The organism is Streptomyces sp. HNM0645 (genome assembly GCF_030056615.1).
GTDB classification, from domain to species: Bacteria; Actinomycetota; Actinomycetes; order Streptomycetales; family Streptomycetaceae; genus Streptomyces; species Streptomyces marianii.
Genome location: NZ_JASHLT010000028.1, coordinates 19,711 through 39,446, shown reverse-complemented (window position 1 = coordinate 39,446; position 19,736 = coordinate 19,711). Strand labels below are relative to the sequence as shown.

The window sequence follows — 19,736 nt, the reverse complement described above, 5'->3', positions numbered from 1 at the left end:
TCATGCGCGGCGATGTCGAGGAGTTGCCGGAGCGGTCGGCACCCGACTCGAACGGCACCACCGGCCTGCCAGGCTGGGCGGCCGCCCCGTACCAAGCACCTCCAGCGCCCGGCCCGGCTCAGCGGCTTCCCGGGTCGAACGCCGTCACCGTCCGGTCCCGTTCCCGCCACGAGCCGCAGGGCTGGAAGCCGCCGCCCCAAGCTCGGTCCCAGTGGGCGCGCCGCGATCCGCCGTCCGGTTCGCCGCCGCCGGCGGCGGCGGCGCGGGAGGTCGAGCGGCGGTGGGCGACGACGGTCAGCACGGCCATGACGGCGGCCAGTTCCTCGGCGTCCGGAGCGCCGTGCACGATGCGCAGGTCCACGTCCACGCGGCCTCACCACCTCACCGGGAGGGACTTGGGCCCACGGATCAGCGCGCCCTCCTGCCAGGCGATCTCCTCCTCGGGCACCGCCAGGGCCAGCCGCGGGTAGCGGCGCAGGAGCGTCGCCAGCATCACCTCGGACTCCATCCGCGCCAGCATCGGGCCCACGCAGTGGTGCGGGCCGTATCCGAAGGAGAGGTGCGCGGCCGCGGGGCGGCCGAGGTCCAGGGTGTTCGGGTCGGGGAAGACCGAGGGGTCCCGGTTCGCGGCCAGGTACGAGCAGTAGACGGCCTCGCCCGCTGCGATGCGCACCCCGCCGACCTCCACGTCCTCGGTGGCGATCCTCGGCAGGCCCACGCCGTTGCGGTGCGGGACGAAGCGCAGCAGTTCCTCGACCGCCCGAGGGAGCATTGCGGGATCGGCGCGCAGCCGGGCAAGCTGCTCCGGACGGGTGAGAAGCGCGAACACCATGTTTGCGCTGTTGTTGCGGACCGCGTGCGCCCCGCTCACGAGGATCGCCGTCGCCATCGACAGCGCCTCGCCGTCACTGATCTCCCCGTCGGAGGCGGCGGCGGCGAGCACCCCGGCCAGGTCGTCCGCGGGCTCCGCACGCCTCCGGGCGAGGAGCGCCTCCACGACCTCGCGGACCGACCTCCTGCCGGCCTGGCTGCGGGCCGGAGCGGCACCCGGTGTCATGATCACGTCCGTCCAGGAGATCATGCGGGCGCGGTCCTCCTCCGGCAGCCCCAGCAGGTCGCCGACGACGGAAAGCGGGAACGGCCCGTGCAGGTGCCGCACCAGATCGGCCGGGGGCCCGTGCCGCTCCATCTCGTCCAGCAGTCCGTCCGCGGTCCGCTGGGCCCGGGGTCTCAGCCGCTCCATGCTGCCGCCGGTGAAGGCGCGGGCGACGACCCGGCGCATGGTCGTGAGATGCGGCGGGTCCGTGTAGTTGAGGGAGGCGTGCCTGGCGGCGATGGCATGCGGGGATCCACTGGTCACGTCCCGGTCGGCGAGGGCCCGGCGGCTGAACCGGGGGTCCGACGTGACGGACCTGACGTCCTCGTGGCGCGTCACGAGCCAGGCGGTGCCCTCGCCGTACGGGAGCCGGATGCGTACCACCGGCTCGTCCCGGAGGACCGTGGTCAGGAACGGGTCGAAGTCCAGGGCCCTCAGGTCCTCGAGGTGCCAGTGGCGAACGCCCTCGTCCCCCCGCGGACCGGGTCCGGACACGGCCGGCGTCCCGGGTTCTGACGTCTTCACGTTCAACTCCCAACGTCCGACGCCCGATGCCGCCGCGGCCCCTGGTCACGCCGGGTGAGCGGAGCGGGCGGCGGTCAACGGCTTCGACATCCCTTCCCGGTCGCCGCGCCGTCGGGACGGCACCGGCGCGCCATCACCCGGACGGACCAGCCCCTCACGGCCGCCGCGCCGTCGGGACGGCACCGGCACGCCGTCACCCGGACGGACCAGCCACAACGGCTTTCCTCGGCGGGCGCGAACGGGTGACCTCCCGGATCCTTTTGGAGGGGAACGCGAGAGAAGGGCGCACCATCATGGCCACTCTGTGCCGACCGGCGGTGTCCGTACCCGAACACGTGATCACCATGGAGCAGACGCTGGACCTGGCGCGGACCGTTCACGCGGACCACCCACAACTGGACCTGGCGCTGCGCCTGATCCGGAACACCGGGGTGGAGAAGCGGCACCTGCTGCAGCCGATCGAGGAGACGCTGAAGCATCCCGGCTTCGAACACCGCAACGCCGTCTACGAGTCCGAGGCGAAGGCCCGGGTGCCCGCGGTGATCGAGCGGGCACTGGCCGACGCCGAACTCAGGCCCGTCGACATAGACGTGATCATCTACGTGTCGTGCACCGGCTTCATGATGCCGTCGCTCACCGCCTGGCTGATCAATTCCATGGGCTTCCGCACGGACGCCCGCCAGGTGCCGATCGCCCAGCTCGGCTGCGCGGCCGGGGGCGCCGCGGTCAACCGGGCCCATGACTTCTGCACGGCGTACCCGGAGGCCAACGCCCTCGTCGTGGCGTGCGAGTTCTGTTCGCTGTGCTACCAGCCGACCGATCTGGACGTGGGGAATCTGCTGTCCAACGGGCTTTTCGGCGACGGTCTGGCCGCGGCCGTGGTGCGCGGCCGGGGCGGACACGGTGTCGCCCTGGAGCGCAACGGCTCCTACCTGGTGCGGGACACCGAGGACTGGATCGCCTACGACGTCCGCTCCACGGGCTTCCACTTCAAGCTCGACCGACGGGTTCCCGGCACCATGGAACCACTGGCTCCGGCGCTCAGGGCGCTCGCGGCCGAGCACGGCTGGGACGCCGCCTCGCTGGACTTCTACATCATCCACGCGGGCGGTCCGCGCATCCTCGACGACCTGGGGAAGTATCTCGGGGTGCCGCCCGACGCGTTCCGCTTCAGCCGGGCCACGCTCACCCAGTACGGGAACATAGCCAGCGCCGTCGTCCTCGACGCCCTGCGCAGGCTGTTCGACGAGGGCTCGACGCGGCATGCCGCGCGCGGCATCCTCGCCGGCTTCGGCCCCGGCATCACCGCGGAGATGAGTCTGGGGCGCTGGACCGAGGCCGAGGTTCCGGCCCCGGCGGGGAGGTACTGACCGTGCGGGACGAACCCTCCCTGGCTCCGACACCCCTGACTCCGACACCGAAGTCTCCGCCACCGACGCCGACACCGAAAGCAGCGGAGGCAGCCAGGACCACGGCTGCTGGGGCCGCGGCGACGTCCGCCGAAGGCACGGCTGCGGCGGCCCCGACGCCCGGCCCTCCTCCCCCGGTCCGCTTCTGGCCGGTACGGGACCTGACCGGCGTGGAGTTCGACCCGGATCTCGCGGCGCTGATGCGGGAGGGACCCGTGACCCGGATCCGGCTCCCCAACGGCGACGGCTGGGCCTGGCTGGTGACGCGCCACGAGGACGTGCGGACGGTGACGAACGATCCTCGCCTCAGCCGCAGGGCGGTCGTCGGCAGCGATGTCACCCGGCTGGCACCGCACTTCATCCCGGTGGACGGCGCGGTGGGCTTCGAGGACCCGCCCGACCACACGCGGCTGCGCCGGGCCGTCGCCCCCGCGTTCACCACCCGCGGCGTGGACCGACTGCGCGGGCGCGCACAGGCCATGCTCGACGAACTCGTCAACGGCGTCCTGCGCGACGGGCCGCCCGCCGACCTCGTCGCCCGCGTCCTCGCGCCGTTCCCGCTGGCCGTCGTCTGCGAACTCATGGGCGTGCCCGCCGGGGAGAGGCCGAGGATGCACGAGTGGACCTCGCTCATCCTGTCCTCCGCCGAGGGCGCCGAGCGCAGCGAGCGGGCCAGGACGGCGATGTGCGACTACTTCGCCGGTCTGCTGGGTGAGCGGCGGGGCGCCGGCGGCGAGGACGTGATCGGGCTGCTGTCGACGGCCGTCACGCAGGGGGAGATCACCGTGGCCGAGGCCGTCGGCCTGGCGCTGCTGATCCAGATCGGCGGCGAGGCGGTCACCAACAACACGGGGAACATGGCGTACATCCTGCTGACGCGGCCCGATCTGCTGGACCGCCTGCGCGGGGACCCCGGGGTGCGCGCCACGGCGGTGGACGAGTTGCTGCGGTGGATACCGCACCGCAACGGGGTCGGACTGTGCCGCATCGCGACCGAGGACCTGACCGTCGGCGGCCGGGAGATACGCCGGGGAGAGGCCGTCTACGTCTCGTACCTCGCCGCCAACCGGGATCCGGAGGTCTTCGACGATCCGGACGGGATCCTGCTGGACCGCAGCCCCAACCCGCACGTGGCGTTCGGTTACGGTCCGCACTACTGCGTGGGCGCGCTGCTGGCCAGGCTGGAGACCGAGCTGCTGTTCTCGGCCCTGGTCGACCGCTTCCCGGGGATGCGTCTCGCCGGGCCGGCGGAGGAACTGCGCTGGCGGCCGGGAGCGTTGATACGGGGGCCCGAGGGATTGCCGGTGGTCTGGTGACGTCCCACGCACAGTGCCCACGGGCACCGGAGGGCGACCACCCCGCGCCGGCCGAGGGCCTGCTGGTGCCCGCGGGCCACGGCCGTGCGCTGCGCGCGGCCGCCCAGCAGGTGACGTTCAAGGTCACCGGTGAGCATTCCCGTGTGTCCTCCAGCTTCGAGGTGGTCGTCCCCCCGGGGTTCGACGTCGGGGCGCATGTGCACGCCCGGAGCGAGGAGCTCTTCTACGTGCTCGAGGGCGAGCTGGAGATGCTCGCCTTCGAGCCGCGGGTGCGGACGGACGGCGACTGGCGGGACTGGGAGTCACCGAGCGGGCGGCGTCCGGTGCGCGCGGGTCCGGGCACGGTCGTCGTGGTGCCGCCCGGCTGCCCGCACGCGTTCGCCAACCGGACCGGGAAGCCGGCGAGGATGTTCTTCCAGGCGTCACCTCCGCCCGACCACGAGCGGTATTTCGAGGAGCTGATCGCCATCCTCGACGCGGGCGGCCCGCCCGACCACGGGGCGATCGCCGAGCTCCGGGCCCGTTACGACATCGAGCAGCTCACGCCCCTGCGCCACGGGGCGTGACGCGCGCCGGCCGCGGACCGCGATGCGCCGACGGGTCCGACGGGTCCGACGGATTCAACTGCTCCGACGGGCTCCTGCTGTGCAGCCCCTTCACCAGACCGAACAGCGCCATTTCGTTGCCCACGAGGCCCGCAGCGGAGAGGGCCTCGTCCGCCTCCGCCATGGGGGCGCTGAGCAGCACCGGAGGCGGCGGGGCGTCGGCACCGGGGGGTTCGGCGAGCGCGGCGCGCACGGCGCCGAGGAGCCGCACGTACGCCTGGGCGGCGGCTCGTTCACGGGACGTCATCACAGCGGTGGCACTCATGGGTCGGCCGTTCCTCTCGGGTCGTCTCGCGTCATTTGTGACGGTGCACCCGCCACCCTGCCGCACGGCACTGACAACGCCTCCCCGTCGCGCTCCCGTTGGGGTGACCGTGCCCGCCGTCTTCCCGTCGGTCCGACCAGTCGGTATGTTCCTGGCCGCCGGCCGGTGCAGGACGGCGCACGACGGACCAGGGAGGGACCATGGCCGACACCGGGACACACATCGAGGGCCACTGCGACGCACGGTTCACCGCGGTGCGCACCGCCTTCGAGGAGAACTTCGCCGAACGCGGCGAACTGGGCGCCGCCGTGACGGTCCGGGCGGGCGGACGGGCGGTCGTCGACCTGTGGGGCGGCTGGGCGGACGCGGCGCGCACCCGGCCGTGGGAGCGGGACACCGTGGTCAACGTCTGGTCGACGACGAAGGGCCCGACCGCACTGTGCGCGCACGTCCTGGCCGACCGGGGGCTGCTGGACCTGGACGCACCGGTCGCCTCGTACTGGCCGGAGTTCGCCTCCGCCGGCAAGGAGTCCGTCCTCGTCCGCCATCTGCTGTCGCACCGCTCCGGGCTCGCCGGACTGCGGGAGCCCCACACGTTCGCCCAACTCTGCGACTGGCAGCTGACGGTGGCCCGGCTCGCCGCGACCGAGCCGTGGTGGACGCCCGGAACCCGGTCCGGCTACCACGCGATGACGTACGGCTTCCTGGTCGGCGAGGTGGTGCGGCGCGTCACGGGTCTGCTGCCCGGGGCCTTCCTGCACCAGGAGGTGACGGGGCCGTACGGCGTCGACTTCTCCGTCGGGCTGCCGGAGAAGGAGTACCACCGCGCCGCCGAGCTGGTGCACGCGCCCGTCGCGTCGGACAGCGAACAGGCTGCGGTCTTCGCCCAGTTGGAGCCCGTGGCGCTGGCCGCCCTGGCCAATCCCGCCGTGGGCGCCGTGGAGGCCGGCAGCCCGGAGTGGCGGGCCGCCGAGATCCCGGCCGCCAACGGCCACGGCAGCGCCCGCGCGATCGCCGAGCTGTACGGCATCGTCGCCTCGGGCGGTCTGCTCGGTGGGCGGCGGCTGCTGTCGGCCACCGCCGCCGAACGGATCCGCGAAGGCCAGGGGCCCTGCCGGGACCTCGTCCTCGGCGCGGGCTTCGCCCATGACACGGAGGTCGCGCTCGGGCTGTGGCTGAGTGGCCCCAACGGGTCGTACGGTCCCAACCCGCGGGCGGTCGGCCACGACGGCTTCGGCGGCTCCTGCGGGCTCGCGGACCCGGAGGCGGAACTGTCGATGGGGTACGTCATGAACCGCATGGGCTCACGGATCGCCGACGACCCACGCAAGATGGCGCTGGTCGAGGCGGTGTACCGGGCCCTGTGACACGGGGCGCCGCCTCGGCGGCCCACCGTCGGCGCCGGGAGGAACCCGGCACGTCCCCGCGGCATGGACCGGACCGCCGCGCGGTGGCTCGGGGGCGGGGGCGGCGACCGGCGCCGGGGGCGTCCACCGACCGAGCGCGACCGCCACCGGACCGGCCCGGTCGCCCTTCCGGCGTCGACACCGGCCGGCGCGGTGGGTCCGAGCGCCCGGAGCCGACGCAGGAACCGGGCACGCCGGCACCGGCGGCCGCGGGCGGGGAGGGCGCGTCACGGGGCGGCCGGGAGGGTCACCTCGAAGCGGCAGCCACCCGACACGTTGTGCACCCCGGCGCGTCCTTCGTGCGCCTCCACGATGCCTCGGACGATCGCGAGACCGAGGCCCGCCCCCGCGGGAGGCGTGCGGGCCTCGCTGCCGCGCCAGCCGGTGTCGAAGACCCTCGGCAGATCCTCCTCCGGGATACCCCCGCAGCCGTCGGTCACGGACAGCACGACGGAGCCCTCGCGGCGTTCGGCGGCGACCGCGACCGTCCCGTCGGCCGGGGTCCGCCGGATCGCGTTCACCAGCAGATTGGCCAGGACCCGCGTCATCTCCTCGGCGTCGACCTCGATCGGCACCTGCTCGACCCGGTCCCCCACGAGCCGCACCCCGTGCTCCCGGGCCAGCGGGACGGCGCCCGCCAGGGCCTCGCCGACCAGGTCGTGCACGGACATCCGCGTGGGCGTCAGCGCGAGCGCGCCGGCGTGGATGCGGGACAGTTCGAAGAGGTCGCCGACCATCCGGTTCATCCGCTCGACCTCCGCACGGATCTGCCGGAAGTACCGCTGGGGGTCGGGTACGACCCCGTCCTCCAGCGCCTCCGACATGGCCCGCAGCCCGGCGAGCGGGGTCCGCAGATCGTGCGAGATCCAGGCGACGAGTTCCCGCCGGGACGTCTCCAGCGCCCGTTCCCGTTCCCGGGACTCGGCGAGCCTGGCGCTGGTGGCGGCGAGTTCCCGGCCCAGCTCGGCGAGTTCGGCCGTGGCCTCCCCTCCGGGCGCGGCGAAGCTGCCGTCCTCCCCGAAGGTACGGGCGGCGAGGGCGAGTTCGCGGCTGCGCGCGACGACCCACCGGCCGAGCAGCACGGCCGTGGCGAGGGACACGACCGCGGCCATCGCGACGACCGTGGTGACGACGGTCAGGTCGTGCGCGGACAGGAACATCGCCCGGGCGACCGCCAGGGTCCCGGCGAGCATCGCGACGACGGTCACTCCGGCGACCACGGTCAGCGAGACGGTGAGGGACCGCCGGCGCAGCATCCGCAGCACGACGGCACCGGCCAGTCCCGCCGCGGCGGCGCCGAGGAACGCGAAGAGAGCGATGAGGAGGACGTCACGCACGGCATTCACGCCCCTTCCGCCGGGTCGGTGCCCTCGCCCGGGACGCCCCCGCCGCTCCGGCGGTCCGGTTGCCCGTCGGACGCCCGCGCCGATGCCGACGGCCGCTCCGGTTCCGGTTCCGCGGGCGCGTCGAAGCGGTAGCCGACGCCCCAGACCGTGTGGATCAGGCGCGGCCGGGCCGGATCGTCCTCGATCTTGCCGCGCAGCCGTCGCACGTGCACGGTGACGGTCGACAGATCGCCGAAGTCCCAGCCCCACACCTCCTGCATCAGCCGCTCCCGCCCGATGGCCAGCCCGCGGTGGCGCATGAGGTGCAGCAGCAGATCGAACTCCCGCAGGGTCAGACCGATCTCCACGCCGTTCTTGGTGACCCGACGGGCAGCCGGGTCCACGGTGATCCCGGCGCAGCCGAGCACGGGCCCGCCCGGGTCCGCGTCGCCGGCCGCCCGGCCGCGGCGCAGCACGGACTCGACCCGCAGCACCAGTTCGCGCGGGCTGAACGGCTTGGTGACGTAGTCGTCCGCGCCGGTCTCGAGACCGAGGATCCGGTCGTCCTCGTCGCCGCGCGCGGTCAACATGATCACCGGAACCGGTCCCCGGCCGCGGAGCCTGCGGCAGACCTCGAGGCCGTCCATGCCGGGCAGCATCAGATCGAGGACCACCAGGTCCGGCCACCGCTCTCCGGCGGCCTCCAGGGCCCCGGGCCCGTCCGCGGCGCGGGCCACCGTGTACCCAGCGCGCTCCAGATAGCCGGTGACCACTTCGGCGACGGTCGGATCGTCGTCGACGACCAGGATGTTCTGCATGCCCCCAGTCTTCTCCCCCCGGCCCCCAGGGCGCGCACCCCACCCCTTACGAATCGATGACGCCGCCCCGGGGGCCCGCCACGTCGGACACGGCACTCCTCCGGACAAGCGGTGCCCGGTGCGGCGCGGTCGGAACAAACGCCCGCGTCGTCCGGCAGGACGATGCCGTTCCCGGACTCTCCTCGGCCTGCGCCTGCACCTGCGCCGAAGACCCGGCGGCCATGTCCGATTCCTTCAAGACCCCGCCGCGTCACCAGCCCTACGCTGGCCGCATGACTCCACGACTCGATGCCGTCGGCCTGGTCGTCTCCGACATGGCCGCCTCGCTCGCCTTCTACCGCCGGCTCGGCCTGGACATCCCCGAGGGGGCCGGGTCCGCACCGCACGTCGAGGCCGTGCTGCCCGGTGGGCCGCGCGTGCTGTTCGACACCGAGGACACCATCCGCTCCTTCGACCCGGACTGGACCCGGCCCGAGGGCGGGGACCGGGTGGGGCTCGCCTTCCTCTGCGGCAGCCCCGCCGAGGTGGACAGGGTGTACGAGGAGCTCGTCGGGGCGGGACACCGCGGCCACCTCGCGCCCTGGGACGCGGACTGGGGACAGCGCTACGCGGTCGTCCTCGATCCGGACGGTGCCGCGGTGTCGCTGTTCGCGGGCCAGGACCCGGCGGTCAGCTCCGCGTAGCGGCCGAGGGTGAGCCCGGTCAGGGACCGCATCTCGCGTGCGAGGTGCGCCTGGTCCGAGCAGCCCGCGGCCAGGGCGGCCTCCGCGTGCGGCACGCCCTCCCGTACGAGGGCCAGGGCACGTTGCAGCCGCAGTACGCGGGCGAGGGTCTTCGGCCCGTAGCCGAAGGCGTCCAGGGCGCGGCGGTGCAGCAGGCGGGCGCCCATCCCGACGGCCGCGGCGGTCGCGGCCACGGTCGCGCCCGCGTCCAGGGCCTCCGCGACGGCCCGCAGCAACGGGTCGGGCGGGGGCGAGTCCGCCGCGTGCCGCAGGACCACGGCCTCCAGCGCGGAGGCCCGGTCCTGCGCGTCGGTGACCCGGTGCGCCAGTGGGCGCACCTGCCGGGCGGGCCACAGTTCGGCGAGGTCCACGCGCAGGTCGCGCAGTTCGTGGGCCGGTACGCCGAAGAAGGCGGGTGCGGCGCCCGGCGGGAAGCGGACGCCGGCGTAGGCGGCTCGCACGCCGTCGAGAGGTTGCGCTCGGGTGTCGGGTCCGGCGACCAGCAGCCTTCCCTCGGTCCAGAGCAGGTCCATACAGCCGTCGGGCAGGACGGGCACCGCCGGGCCGGGCCCGGGCTCGTTGTGCCAGAGGACGGCTCCGGGGAGCAGGGAGGCCCGTTCCGCGTACATGCCGTCGAGGCTAGTGCTGTGGCCGGAAAGGTTCGCCGGGAAGCTCGCGGCGTACGGTGCGGTGCATCGCAAGGCGGAGGATCGCCCTCGCACCGGGCGTACTCGGGCGACTCCGACAACACCGCGAGGTGCCGTGCCGGGCGTCGCGAGCCGGTGCACCCTTCCGGTCACAGCACTAGCTAGCTAGGACATGCCCCGGACGTTCCGCGCCCCGTCCATCGGGGCTCACCCCCACCTGCGGCCGGCTCCTCCCACGCCCTCCGGCCTCCCCCACTCCACTCCCGAGGCTTCCACCGCCCCCGTCAGAGTTTCTGCTCCCCCTTGTCCTTGTCACGCACGTCCTGGTCAGGAGCGTCCCGGTCACGGGCGTCCCGGTTGCCCCGGCCACTGGCGTCCCGGTCGTCCCCGCCGTCCCCGTCGTCCCGGTTGCCCTCGTCGCGAGCGTCCCGGGCGCGAGCGTCCCGGATGTCCCGGTCACGGTGCTCCCGGCTGCCGTGCAGCCGGGACCGCACATCGTCCGGCGGCAGGAACTTCGACCAGCGCTCGGGGAACTCCGAGGGCATGTCCCCGCCGTCCTCCTCCCCGTCCTCGCTCTCCCCCTCCGCCGCCCGGGCACGGGCGACCAGCTCGGCGGCGTGCGCGGCCCGGACGCGCTCGTTGGCGGCTCGGGCGGCGGCCGTGGCGACCGACGGCCACACCCGGTCGATCGCCGCGTTGACGGCGGCGCCGACGAGGACCGCGAACGCCGAGATGCCGATCCACAGCAGCACCGCGATGGGCGCGGCGAGGGAGCCGTAGATGGTGGGGCCCTCGACGGTGCTGGTCAGATAGATGCGCAGCAGGAAGCTCCCGAGCACCCACATGCCGAGGGCCACCAGGGCGCCCGGGACGTCCTCCACCCAGGGCGATCGGACCGGCACGGACACGTGGTACAGCGTCGTGAGGAAGGCGACCGACAGCAGGATCACCACCGGCCAGTACAGGACGCTGACGAGGTCCGCGCCGAACGGCACGAACTCGACGACCCGGTCCGGGCCGACCACGGCGAGCGGCAGCACCACGGCGCCGATCAGCAGTGCGACCAGATAGAGCAGGAACGCCAGCAGCCGGGTGGCGACGATGCCGCGCTGGCCGTCGAGTCCGTACATCACGGTGATGGTGTCGATGAACACGTTCACCGCGCGGGAGCCCGACCACAGGGCGATCGCGAAACCGAGGGAGATGAGGTCGGGGCGGCCGCCGCGGGTGACGTCCTCGAGCAGGGGTTTGGCGATCTCGTTGACGCCGCGGTCGGACAGCACGGTGCCGGCGGCGCGGAGGATGTTCTCCTGGATGGAGGCGACGGTGGTGGTGCTGGTCCAGTCGTCGACGTAGCCGAGGAGGCCGAGCAGGCCCAGCATCAGCGGCGGCAGGGACAGCAGGGTGAAGAACGCGGCCTCGGCCGCGAGCCCCAGGATCCGGTACTCGATGCACGAATTGACCGTGTCCTTCAGCAGCAGCCAGGCGAGCTTCCGCTTGGAGACGTTGCGGTAGAGGACTCGGACCCGGTGGAGCCGGCCGGCGGGCCGGTCAGGTGTTTCGTTTGCTGCCTGCACCTCCTTACCGTATCGGCATGGCGACCAGCACCCACACCGTGACCAACCAGCCTCCGCCCCTGGTGGCGTACGACGTGTTCTCCGCGGACCGGGCGCTCACCGAGGCCGTCGAGCGGCACCTGGACCCGTCGGTCCACGGCACGGCGCGGCGGGAGCTGGCGGAGCTCGGCCGGGCCGCGGGCTCGGCCCAGGCACAGCGCTGGGCGGTCGAGGCCGACAAGAACCCGCCGGTGCTGCGCACGCACGACCGGTACGGGAACCGGATCGACGAGGTCGACTTCCATCCGGCGTGGCACCGGCTGCTGGGCAAGGCGGTCGCCTCGGGGCTGACGAACGCCTGGGGACGGCCCGGCGGGCACGTCCGGCGTGCGGCCGGGTTCCTGGTGTGGTCGCAGGCGGAGGCCGGGCACGGCTGTCCGGTGTCGATGACGCACGCGGCGGTGCCCACGCTGCGTTCCGACCCCGAGCTGGCGGCGGAGTGGGAGCCGCGGCTGACGTCCGGGGTGTACGCGCAGGGACTGCGGCCGGCCGCGCGGAAGCCGGGCGTGCTGTTCGGAATGGGCATGACGGAGAAGCAGGGCGGCAGTGACGTCCGCGCGATCACGACCCGGGCCGTGCCGCTGGCCGCTGCCGGGGAGTACGAGCTGACCGGGCACAAGTGGTTCTGCTCGGCGCCGATGAGCGACGGGTTCCTGGTGCTGGCCCGGGCCCCCGGGGGGCTGTCGTGCTTCCTGGTGCCGCGGGTGCTGGACGACGGGACGCGGAACGTGTTCGCGATCCAGCGGCTGAAGGACAAGCTGGGCAACCGGTCCAACGCGTCGGCCGAGGTGGAGTTCGCCGGCACGTGGGCGCGCCGGGTCGGCGAGGAGGGGCGCGGGGTGCGCACCATCATCGGGATGGTGGCGGCCACCAGGCTCGACTGTGTGCTCGGCTCGGCGGCCCTGATGCGGCAGGCGGTGGCGCAGGCCGTCCATCACACCACGTACCGGAGCGCGTTCGGCGGCCCGCTCGTCGACAAGCCGCTGATGCGTAATGTTCTGGCCGATCTGGCGCTGGAGTCGGAGGCGGCGACGGTGCTCGCGATGCGGCTGGCCGCGGCCTACGACGCCGCGGGTGGGGGCTCGGAGTCGGAGCGGGCGCTGCTGCGGATCGCGGTGCCGGCGGCCAAGTACTGGGTCACCAAGCGGTGTACGCCGGTGGTGGCGGAGGCGCTGGAGTGCCTGGGAGGGAACGGCTACGTGGAGGAGTCGGGGATGCCGCGGCTGCTGCGGGAGTCGCCGCTGAACTCCGTGTGGGAGGGATCGGGCAACGTCCAGGCGCTGGACGTGCTGCGTGCGCTGCGGGGCGCGCCCCGGGCCGCGGGGCGGAGCGGGCGGGAGGTGCTCCCCCTGGACGCCTTCCTCCGGGAAGTGGGCCTGGCGCGGGGCGCCGACCACCGGCTGGACGGTGCGGTCAAGGCGCTGCTGACGGAGCTGGCGGACCTGGAGTCCGCGGAGGTGCGGGCACGGCGGCTGGCCGAGCGGATGGCCCTGGTGCTCCAGGGGTCGCTGCTGGTGCGCTGGGCGCCGCCGGAGGTCGCGGACGCCTTCTGCGCCTCGCGGCTGGGCGGTGACTGGGGGTCGGCGTTCGGCACGCTGCCGTACGGGCTGAACCAGGCGGCGGTGGTGGGACGAGCGCGCGTGGAGATGTGAGCGGCGGCATCGCGCGCCGCTGGCCGCACCCGTGCGCCTTCGGCAGGTGAGTCGGGTCTGACCTGCGAAAAAGCGGGGGTGGTGCTGCGCCGACACGGCACCACCCTCCGCTCGTGCCACCTTCACCCACCTGTCGTTGGTTGGCCAGGGTTGCAGACCGTTGCAGGAGTTGTCCGAACTCCGCTCCCGGGTACGGGCACGGGCGGCACGATGGATCCGGACGGTCCGCGGCGGCTCGCGCACCGGGCAGAACCGATACGGCACGACCGGCCCGCAGTGTCGCGAGGGCCGGCCGGCCCGGCACCACGCGCACGACCGACCTGCACCGATCGGCGCCGACGACGGGGGGCTTCCGATGAGGAACACGGCTCTGGACATCTCACGGCTGAGCGCCGCGGACGCCGCGCACGCGGCCCACGTGCTGCACCAGGTGCACGCGGCGACGCTGGCCGGGCGCCGCCCGCCGGTCCCGCCCCGAGCGGTCATCGACGCGTCCTGGCAGCGGATGCTGCGGCTCGGGCTGGACCCCGACCGTTCCACGAGCAGCGTGCTGCTCCAGCGGGACGAGCTGGAGCACCGGCGGCGGTCCAGCGTGCTCGGCGAGGTGATGCACACGCTGAGCGGCGGGCTCACCGCCATCGCCGACGCCTCCCTGCAGATCATGGTGGTGACGGACTGTCAGGGCAGGGTGCTGTGGCGGGAGGGGAACGCGGGGGTGCTCCGGCAGGCCGGCACCATCTGCCTGGAGGAGGGCGCGGCCTGGAACGAGGACAGCACCGGCACCAACGCCATCGGCACCGCGCTCGCGGCCCGACGGCCGGTCCAGGTGCACTCGGCGGAGCACTTCGTCCACACGCTGCACAACTGGACCTGCGCGGCCGCGCCGGTGCAGGACCCTCGCGACGGCCGGCTGCTCGGCATCGTCGACGTCAGCGGGCCGGCGTCCAGTTTCCATCCGGCGACCCTCGCGCTCGTGAGGTCGGTGGCGCAGCTCGCCGAGGCGGAGCTGCGGGAGCGCCATCTGCGGCAGATCGAACGGCTCCGCTCCGTCGCGGCGCCGATCCTGTGCCGGATCGGCGGCCGGGCGCTCGCGGTGGACGTGCACGGCTGGACGGCGGCCGTGACCGGAACGGCACCGGTGGACCGGCTGCCGCTGCCCAAGTCGTTCCACGCGGGCCGGGTGTGGCTGCCGTCGCTGGGCGTGTGCACCGTCGAACCGCTGCCGGGGGGCTGGCTGGTGCGCCCCGACGAGCCGCGGCCCGCGGAGTCCGCGGGGCGGGTCGTCCTGGACCTGAGCCGCGCCCGCCGGTGGTCGGTCGCGATCCACGGCCCCGCCGGCAGCTGGACGCAGGAGCTCAGCCCCCGCCACGCCGAGTTGCTGTACGTGCTGGCGGTGCATCCGCAGGGGCGCACGGCCGCGGAACTCGCGGGCGATGTGTTCGGCGACCCGACGCGCACGGTCACGGTGCGTGCTGAAATATCACGTGTGAGGCGCTACCTGTCGGGTGTGCTGGCACACCGCCCGTACCGCTTCAGCGAAGAGGTCGACGTGGAGGTCGTGCGCCCCGCACACCCCGCGGATCTGCTGCCTCACTCCTCGGCTCCGGCCGTGGCGGAGGCGCGGGCGCAGGGCGGGTCCGGCTGACGCGTTGCGGGCACTCGGGCCCGATGCCAGGCTGAAGTCGTCGACCCCGAGGCGCCGTGGCGGACGCCGACGGGCTGTGCCGACGCCCCCGCCCGACCGCGCGGGGTGCGCTCACCTGATCCACAGTGCGGCCGGTGGGGCCGGAGGGCAGGGGCCGGGGACCGGGCGCGCGCTCCCCGAGGAGTTCACATGGACGGCGCCACGCTCGATGCGCTGCGTGAGGCCCTGCGCGGGCCGGTGGTGGGTCCGCGGGACCCCGAGTACGACGAGACCCGGGCGATCTACAACGCGATGATCGATCGGCGTCCGGCCGCGTTCGCGCGGTGCCTGGACGCCGCGGACGTGATGCGTACCGTCACGTTCGCCCGCGAGCAGGACCTGGAACTCGCCGTACGCGGCGGCGGCCACAGCGGCCCCGGGCTCTGCCTGGTCGACGGCGCACTCACCCTCGATCTGTCCCTGATGCGCTGGGTGCGCGTCGATCCCGTGACCCGCACCGCGCAGGTCGGGGGCGGCTCCCTGCTCGGCGATCTGGACCACGCCGGTCACGGCTTCGGGCTGGCGACCCCCGCGGGCATCATGTCGACGACGGGCGCCGGCGGCCTGACGCTCGGCGGCGGCCACGGCTATCTGACCCGCCGGTACGGCCTGACGGCCGACAACCTGATCGGCGCGGACGTCGTACTCGCCGACGGCACCTTCGTCACCGTCTCCGAGGACGAACGGCCCGACCTCTTCTGGGCTCTGCGCGGCGGAGGCGGCAACTTCGGCGTCGTCACCTCCTTCACGTACCGGCTGCACCCCGTGGACACGGTGGGAGTCGCCGTCACCGTGTGGCCGGTGGCGAGCACCCGCGAGGTACTGGACTGGTACCGCACGTTCCTGCCGGGAGCGCCCCGCGACGTCTACGGCTTCTTCGCCCTGCTGTCCGTGCCGCCGGGCCCGCCGTTCCCCGAGGAGATCCACGGGCGGAAGGTGTGCGGTGTGGTGTGGTGCCGGACCGGCGCCCCGGAGCGGCTCGACGAGCTCTCCTCCGCCGTGAGCGAGCCGGCGCCGCCGCTGTTCCACTTCGCGGCGCCGATGCCCTACCCCGCGCTGCAGGCCATGTTCGACGGACTGATCCCCGCGGGGCTGCAGTGGTACTGGCGGGGCGACTTCTTCGACCGGATCGCGGACGGTGCGATCGACGTCCACCTGAAGTACGGGGAGAACCTGCCGACGCCGCTGTCGACGATGCACCTGTACCCCGTCGACGGCGCCGCCCACGACGTGGCGCCCGCCGACACCGCGTGGGCCTACCGTGACGCGGTCTGGTCGGGGGTCATCGCCGGCATCGACCCGGACCCGGCGAACGCCGCGCTCATCAGGGAGTGGGCGGTCGACTACTGGAACGCCCTCCACCCGTTCTCGATGGGCGGCGCGTACGTGAACTTCGTGGGCGCGGACGAGGGCCCGGACCGGGTCCGGGCCACGTACCGGGACCACCACGACCGGCTCCGGGAGATCAAGCGCCGCTACGACCCGGACAACTTCCTGCACGCCAACCAGAACATCCCGCCCGCCGCCTGAGGCGCCCCGGGCCGGCAGTCCCGGGCCTCACGTACCTGCGCCGGGCCCCCGGACCCGCCCCGCCGGCCGCCGTCGACTCGTGCCGTGGCGCACCTCCCGGTACCGAGCCGCCGACCGCCATGTGGACCGCCGGCCGCCATGTGGACCGCCGGCCGCACGGCTCCGGGGCCAGGGTCAGGGCCGGGGACCGCGCTCCGGGCGGGCCGCCGGGCACCGCACCGCGTGCGACGCCCGGCCCGCCGGAGGCCCGGGCGGGATCCCCTTTGTCCCGGGCGGGGCGCCCGTGGTTCCCTGACGGTCATGAGCATCACCGTGACCACGTGGTCCCTGGAGCAGACCTCACCCTCCGATCTGCGTCCCGCCGCCGAGCCCTCGGGACACGTGCGGATCGCGCGCGCCGAGGTCCCCTCGCCGGAGTTCAGCCGCTTCCTCTACACGGCGGTCGGCGGGGACATCCGCTGGACCGACCGGCTGGGCCTGACGTACGCGCAGTGGGAGGAGACGCTGAACAGGCCGGGGGTCGAGACGTGGGTGGCGTACGAGCGGGGCACACCCGCCGGGTACGTCGAGCTGGAGGCGCAGGAGGAGGGTGCCGTCGAGATCGTCTACTTCGGGCTGATCCCGGCCTTCCGCGGCAGGCGGATCGGCGGCCATCTGCTGTCGTACGGTACCGCCCGCGCCTGGGACCTCGCGGAGCGCTGGCCGGGGCGCGCCCCGACGAAGCGGGTCTGGCTGCACACCTGCTCCAAGGACGGCCCGCACGCGATGGACAACTATCTGCGCCGGGGCTTCGCGCTCTTCGACACCAAGCTGGAGGAGGAGCCGGAGACCGCCACTCCCGGGCCCTGGCCCGGAGCCCTGGGCTGACCCCCGGTCCGCACCCCCGGTCCGCGCCCTCGGCCGGCGTCCTTGACCGACCCCGGCCTGCCGCCCTGCCCGGGCCCCGGCACGACGCCCTCGGCCCGGGCCCCGCAGGCCGGCTCCGGGGGCCGGCCGGCGCGCGGAGCGCAGGCCCGCCCCGACGCCCGAGGCCGAGTGACCGGCCCCACATTGTCTCGCCATACAGGACACTCTTGTCCAAATAATGGACGGCGGTGGACTGGGTCCAAAGTGCCGTGACACGCTTCCGTCATGTCTCGAGCTGGAATTGCCTTGGTGAGTCGGCGGCACGTCGACCTCGGCCGCATGTCCAGCGCCATGTGTCGCGCGGTCTGAGTGTCCCCGGGGGCCGTCGGCCCCGGCACCAGTTCCCCCGCGTTCCCTGAGATCCCCGACCTCCTCGCATCGCCGCGCCCACCCGTGAACCGGGCGCGCATGTGCAGGTCAGAGCCGCCCTCCCGTAGTCCCGAAGGACGTAACCGCCATGGCCGCCACCCCCGGAAAGCCCGCCACCGCCACGCCCCGCCGCAAGGCCGGACGCCACCGCGGCGAGGGCCAGTGGGCCGTTGGCCACTTCACGCCCCTGAACGGCAACGAGCAGTTCAAGAAGGACGACGACGGTCTCAATGTGCGGACACGTATTGAGACGATCTACTCCAAGCGCGGATTCGACTCGATCGACCCGAACGACCTCCGCGGCCGCATGCGCTGGTGGGGCCTCTACACCCAGCGCCGGCCCGGGATCGACGGCGGCAAGACCGCGATCCTGGAGCCGGAGGAGCTGGACGACGAGTACTTCATGCTGCGCGTCCGCATCGACGGCGGGCGGCTGACCACCGAGCAGCTGCGCGTCATCGGCGAGATCTCGCAGGAGTTCGCACGCGGCACCGCCGACATCACCGACCGGCAGAACGTCCAGTACCACTGGATCCGTATCGAGGACGTGCCCGAGATCTGGGAGCGGCTGGAGGCCGTCGGCCTGTCCACCACCGAGGCGTGCGGTGACACCCCGCGTGTCATCCTCGGCTCCCCGGTCGCGGGCATCGCCGAGGACGAGATCGTCGACGGCACCCCGGCCATCGACGAGATCCAGCGCCGCATCGTCGGCAACAAGGCCTTCTCCAATCTCCCCCGCAAGTTCAAGTCGGCGATCTCCGGCTCGCCGCTGCTGGACGTGGCGCACGAGATCAACGACATCGCCTTCGTCGGAGTGAACCACCCCGAGCACGGCCCCGGCTTCGACCTGTGGGTGGGCGGCGGCCTCTCCACCAACCCGAAGATCGGCGTCCGGCTGGGCGCCTGGGTGCCGCTGGACGACGTCCCCGACGTCTACGAGGGAGTCATCTCGATCTTCCGCGACTACGGCTACCGCCGGCTGCGCACCCGCGCGCGGCTGAAGTTCCTGGTCGCCGACTGGGGCGCGGAGAAGTTCCGCCGGGTGCTGGAGGACGAGTACCTGGGGCGCCCGCTGACCGACGGCCCGGCGCCGGAGCAGCCCGTGCAGCGCTGGCGCGACCACGTCGGTGTGCACCGGCAGAAGGACGGCCGCTTCTACGTCGGCTTCGCGCCGCGCGTCGGCCGGGTCGACGGCGCCACCCTCACCAAGATCGCCGAGGTGGCGGAGGCGCACGGCTCGGGCCGGGTGCGTACCACCGCCGAGCAGAAGATGATCGTCCTCGACGTCGAGGAGTCACAGGTCGAGTCGCTGGTGTCCGGGCTGGAGTCGCTGGACCTGCGGGTCACCCCGTCCCCGTTCCGGCGCGGCACGATGGCCTGCACCGGCATCGAGTTCTGCAAGCTGGCCATCGTCGAGACCAAGGCCCGCGGTGCCTCGCTGATCGAGGAACTCGAGCGCCGCATCCCGGAGTTCGACGAGCCGATCACCATCAACATCAACGGCTGCCCCAACGCCTGCGCCCGTATCCAGGTCGCGGACATCGGCCTCAAGGGCCAGCTGGTGCTGGACGAGAACGGCGAGCAGGTGGAGGGCTTCCAGGTGCACCTCGGCGGTGCGCTGGGCCTGGAGGCCGGATTCGGCCGCAAGGTCCGCGGACTGAAGGTCACCGCGGCGGAACTCCCCGACTACGTCGAGCGCGTGCTGGGACGCTTCCAGGTGGAGCGCGAGGACGGCGAGCGCTTCGCCGCCTGGGTGGCTCGCGCCGGCGAGGAGTCACTCTCATGAGCGACGCACTCGCGGCCACCGGGCCGTGGCCGACCGCGAAAGCCGCACCCCTGCGCCGC

General features: G+C 73.6%; 18 protein-coding genes. 11 read left to right on the top strand and 7 right to left on the bottom strand.

Features of this window, described 5'->3' with window-relative positions:
• Positions 1–118 precede the first annotated feature (118 nt).
• The gene (locus tag QMZ92_RS20585; protein ID WP_283298850.1) at positions 119–367 is read right to left on the bottom strand and encodes an acyl-CoA carboxylase subunit epsilon; all 249 of its coding nucleotides are present in this window, start codon (positions 365–367) and stop codon (positions 119–121) included.
• Between the two features lie 6 nt (positions 368–373).
• Positions 374–1,621: a cytochrome P450 gene (locus tag QMZ92_RS20580; RefSeq protein ID WP_283298849.1), complete on the bottom strand. Its 1,248-nt coding sequence runs from the start codon at positions 1,619–1,621 to the stop codon at positions 374–376.
• 293 nt (positions 1,622–1,914) lie between these two features.
• On the opposite strand from QMZ92_RS20580, the gene QMZ92_RS20575 reads away from it, so the two are divergent.
• The 3 genes from QMZ92_RS20575 (at position 1,915) to QMZ92_RS20565 (ending at position 4,912) form a co-directional block, all read left to right on the top strand.
• A complete protein-coding gene (locus QMZ92_RS20575) occupies positions 1,915–2,991 on the top strand; it encodes a type III polyketide synthase (RefSeq protein ID WP_283298848.1) in 1,077 nt (358 codons plus the stop codon).
• 209 nt (positions 2,992–3,200) lie between these two features.
• Positions 3,201–4,346, top strand: coding sequence for a cytochrome P450 (locus QMZ92_RS20570; protein ID WP_502962099.1), 1,146 nt, complete (start codon positions 3,201–3,203; stop codon positions 4,344–4,346).
• Positions 4,343–4,912 (top strand): cupin domain-containing protein, encoded by a 570-nt coding sequence (locus tag QMZ92_RS20565; protein ID WP_283298847.1) that lies wholly within the window; start codon positions 4,343–4,345, stop codon positions 4,910–4,912. The genes QMZ92_RS20570 and QMZ92_RS20565 overlap by 4 nt, the downstream gene beginning before the upstream one ends.
• On the opposite strand, the gene QMZ92_RS20560 is transcribed toward QMZ92_RS20565, so the two are convergent.
• Complete coding sequence (locus QMZ92_RS20560; RefSeq protein WP_349307745.1) at positions 4,887–5,216, bottom strand: hypothetical protein; 330 nt, start codon at positions 5,214–5,216, stop codon at positions 4,887–4,889. The two genes, QMZ92_RS20565 and QMZ92_RS20560, sit on opposite strands and share 26 nt — an antisense overlap.
• Before the next feature lie 200 nt (positions 5,217–5,416).
• On the opposite strand from QMZ92_RS20560, the gene QMZ92_RS20555 reads away from it, so the two are divergent.
• Entirely contained in the window at positions 5,417–6,583 is a 1,167-nt protein-coding gene (locus tag QMZ92_RS20555) for a serine hydrolase domain-containing protein (RefSeq protein ID WP_283298846.1), read from the top strand.
• A gap of 266 nt (positions 6,584–6,849) precedes the next feature.
• Here the strand turns inward: QMZ92_RS20555 and QMZ92_RS20550 are convergent, their stop codons facing one another.
• Together QMZ92_RS20550 and QMZ92_RS20545 are read right to left on the bottom strand one after the other, a co-directional pair.
• Entirely contained in the window at positions 6,850–7,959 is a 1,110-nt protein-coding gene (locus QMZ92_RS20550) for a sensor histidine kinase (protein ID WP_283298845.1), read from the bottom strand.
• 5 nt (positions 7,960–7,964) lie between these two features.
• Entirely contained in the window at positions 7,965–8,765 is an 801-nt protein-coding gene (locus tag QMZ92_RS20545; RefSeq protein ID WP_283298844.1) for a response regulator transcription factor, read from the bottom strand.
• A 272-nt stretch (positions 8,766–9,037) separates the two neighbouring features.
• Between QMZ92_RS20545 and QMZ92_RS20540 the strand changes: the two genes are divergently transcribed.
• The gene (locus QMZ92_RS20540) at positions 9,038–9,448 is read left to right on the top strand and encodes a VOC family protein (protein WP_283298843.1); all 411 of its coding nucleotides are present in this window, start codon (positions 9,038–9,040) and stop codon (positions 9,446–9,448) included.
• On the opposite strand, the gene QMZ92_RS20535 is transcribed toward QMZ92_RS20540, so the two are convergent.
• A complete protein-coding gene (locus QMZ92_RS20535) occupies positions 9,370–10,116 on the bottom strand; it encodes a helix-turn-helix domain-containing protein (protein ID WP_283298842.1) in 747 nt (248 codons plus the stop codon). The genes QMZ92_RS20540 and QMZ92_RS20535 overlap by 79 nt on opposite strands.
• 302 nt (positions 10,117–10,418) lie before the next feature.
• Positions 10,419–11,711, bottom strand: a complete 1,293-nt coding sequence (locus QMZ92_RS20530) for a YihY/virulence factor BrkB family protein (protein WP_283298841.1) — start codon at positions 11,709–11,711, stop codon at positions 10,419–10,421.
• Between the two features lie 17 nt (positions 11,712–11,728).
• Between QMZ92_RS20530 and QMZ92_RS20525 the strand changes: the two genes are divergently transcribed.
• The 6 genes from QMZ92_RS20525 (at position 11,729) to QMZ92_RS20505 (ending at position 19,677) form a co-directional block, all read left to right on the top strand.
• Positions 11,729–13,402 (top strand): acyl-CoA dehydrogenase family protein, encoded by a 1,674-nt coding sequence (locus QMZ92_RS20525; RefSeq protein ID WP_283298840.1) that lies wholly within the window; start codon positions 11,729–11,731, stop codon positions 13,400–13,402.
• Between the two features lie 355 nt (positions 13,403–13,757).
• Entirely contained in the window at positions 13,758–15,047 is a 1,290-nt protein-coding gene (locus tag QMZ92_RS20520; RefSeq protein ID WP_283298839.1) for a GAF domain-containing protein, read from the top strand.
• A gap of 189 nt (positions 15,048–15,236) precedes the next feature.
• Complete coding sequence (locus QMZ92_RS20515; RefSeq protein ID WP_283298838.1) at positions 15,237–16,616, top strand: FAD-binding oxidoreductase; 1,380 nt, start codon at positions 15,237–15,239, stop codon at positions 16,614–16,616.
• A 300-nt stretch (positions 16,617–16,916) separates the two neighbouring features.
• Positions 16,917–17,483 carry a GNAT family N-acetyltransferase gene (locus tag QMZ92_RS20510; RefSeq protein WP_283298837.1) on the top strand — a complete coding sequence of 189 codons (567 nt, stop codon included), beginning with the start codon at positions 16,917–16,919 and terminating at the stop codon, positions 17,481–17,483.
• Between the two features lie 264 nt (positions 17,484–17,747).
• Positions 17,748–17,831, top strand: coding sequence for a putative leader peptide (locus QMZ92_RS36460; protein WP_502962100.1), 84 nt, complete (start codon positions 17,748–17,750; stop codon positions 17,829–17,831).
• A gap of 148 nt (positions 17,832–17,979) precedes the next feature.
• Positions 17,980–19,677 carry a nitrite/sulfite reductase gene (locus QMZ92_RS20505; RefSeq protein ID WP_283298836.1) on the top strand — a complete coding sequence of 566 codons (1,698 nt, stop codon included), beginning with the start codon at positions 17,980–17,982 and terminating at the stop codon, positions 19,675–19,677.
• Positions 19,678–19,736: the final 59 nt, after the last annotated feature.

Excerpts from the sequence above, each read along its gene's own strand:
- QMZ92_RS20575 (WP_283298848.1), top strand. The coding sequence starts at position 1,915 with ATGGCCACTCTGTGCCGACCGGCGGTGTCCGTACCCGAACACGTGATC.
- QMZ92_RS20560 (WP_349307745.1), bottom strand. The coding sequence starts at position 5,216 with ATGAGTGCCACCGCTGTGATGACGTCCCGTGAACGAGCCGCCGCCCAG.
- QMZ92_RS20555 (WP_283298846.1), top strand. The coding sequence starts at position 5,417 with ATGGCCGACACCGGGACACACATCGAGGGCCACTGCGACGCACGGTTC.
- QMZ92_RS20545 (WP_283298844.1), bottom strand. The coding sequence starts at position 8,765 with ATGCAGAACATCCTGGTCGTCGACGACGATCCGACCGTCGCCGAAGTG.
- QMZ92_RS20540 (WP_283298843.1), top strand. The coding sequence starts at position 9,038 with ATGACTCCACGACTCGATGCCGTCGGCCTGGTCGTCTCCGACATGGCC.
- QMZ92_RS20535 (WP_283298842.1), bottom strand. The coding sequence starts at position 10,116 with ATGTACGCGGAACGGGCCTCCCTGCTCCCCGGAGCCGTCCTCTGGCAC.
- QMZ92_RS20525 (WP_283298840.1), top strand. The coding sequence starts at position 11,729 with ATGGCGACCAGCACCCACACCGTGACCAACCAGCCTCCGCCCCTGGTG.
- QMZ92_RS20520 (WP_283298839.1), top strand. The coding sequence starts at position 13,758 with ATGAGGAACACGGCTCTGGACATCTCACGGCTGAGCGCCGCGGACGCC.
- QMZ92_RS20515 (WP_283298838.1), top strand. The coding sequence starts at position 15,237 with ATGGACGGCGCCACGCTCGATGCGCTGCGTGAGGCCCTGCGCGGGCCG.
- QMZ92_RS20510 (WP_283298837.1), top strand. The coding sequence starts at position 16,917 with ATGAGCATCACCGTGACCACGTGGTCCCTGGAGCAGACCTCACCCTCC.
- QMZ92_RS36460 (WP_502962100.1), top strand. The coding sequence starts at position 17,748 with ATGTCTCGAGCTGGAATTGCCTTGGTGAGTCGGCGGCACGTCGACCTC.
- QMZ92_RS20505 (WP_283298836.1), top strand. The coding sequence starts at position 17,980 with ATGGCCGCCACCCCCGGAAAGCCCGCCACCGCCACGCCCCGCCGCAAG.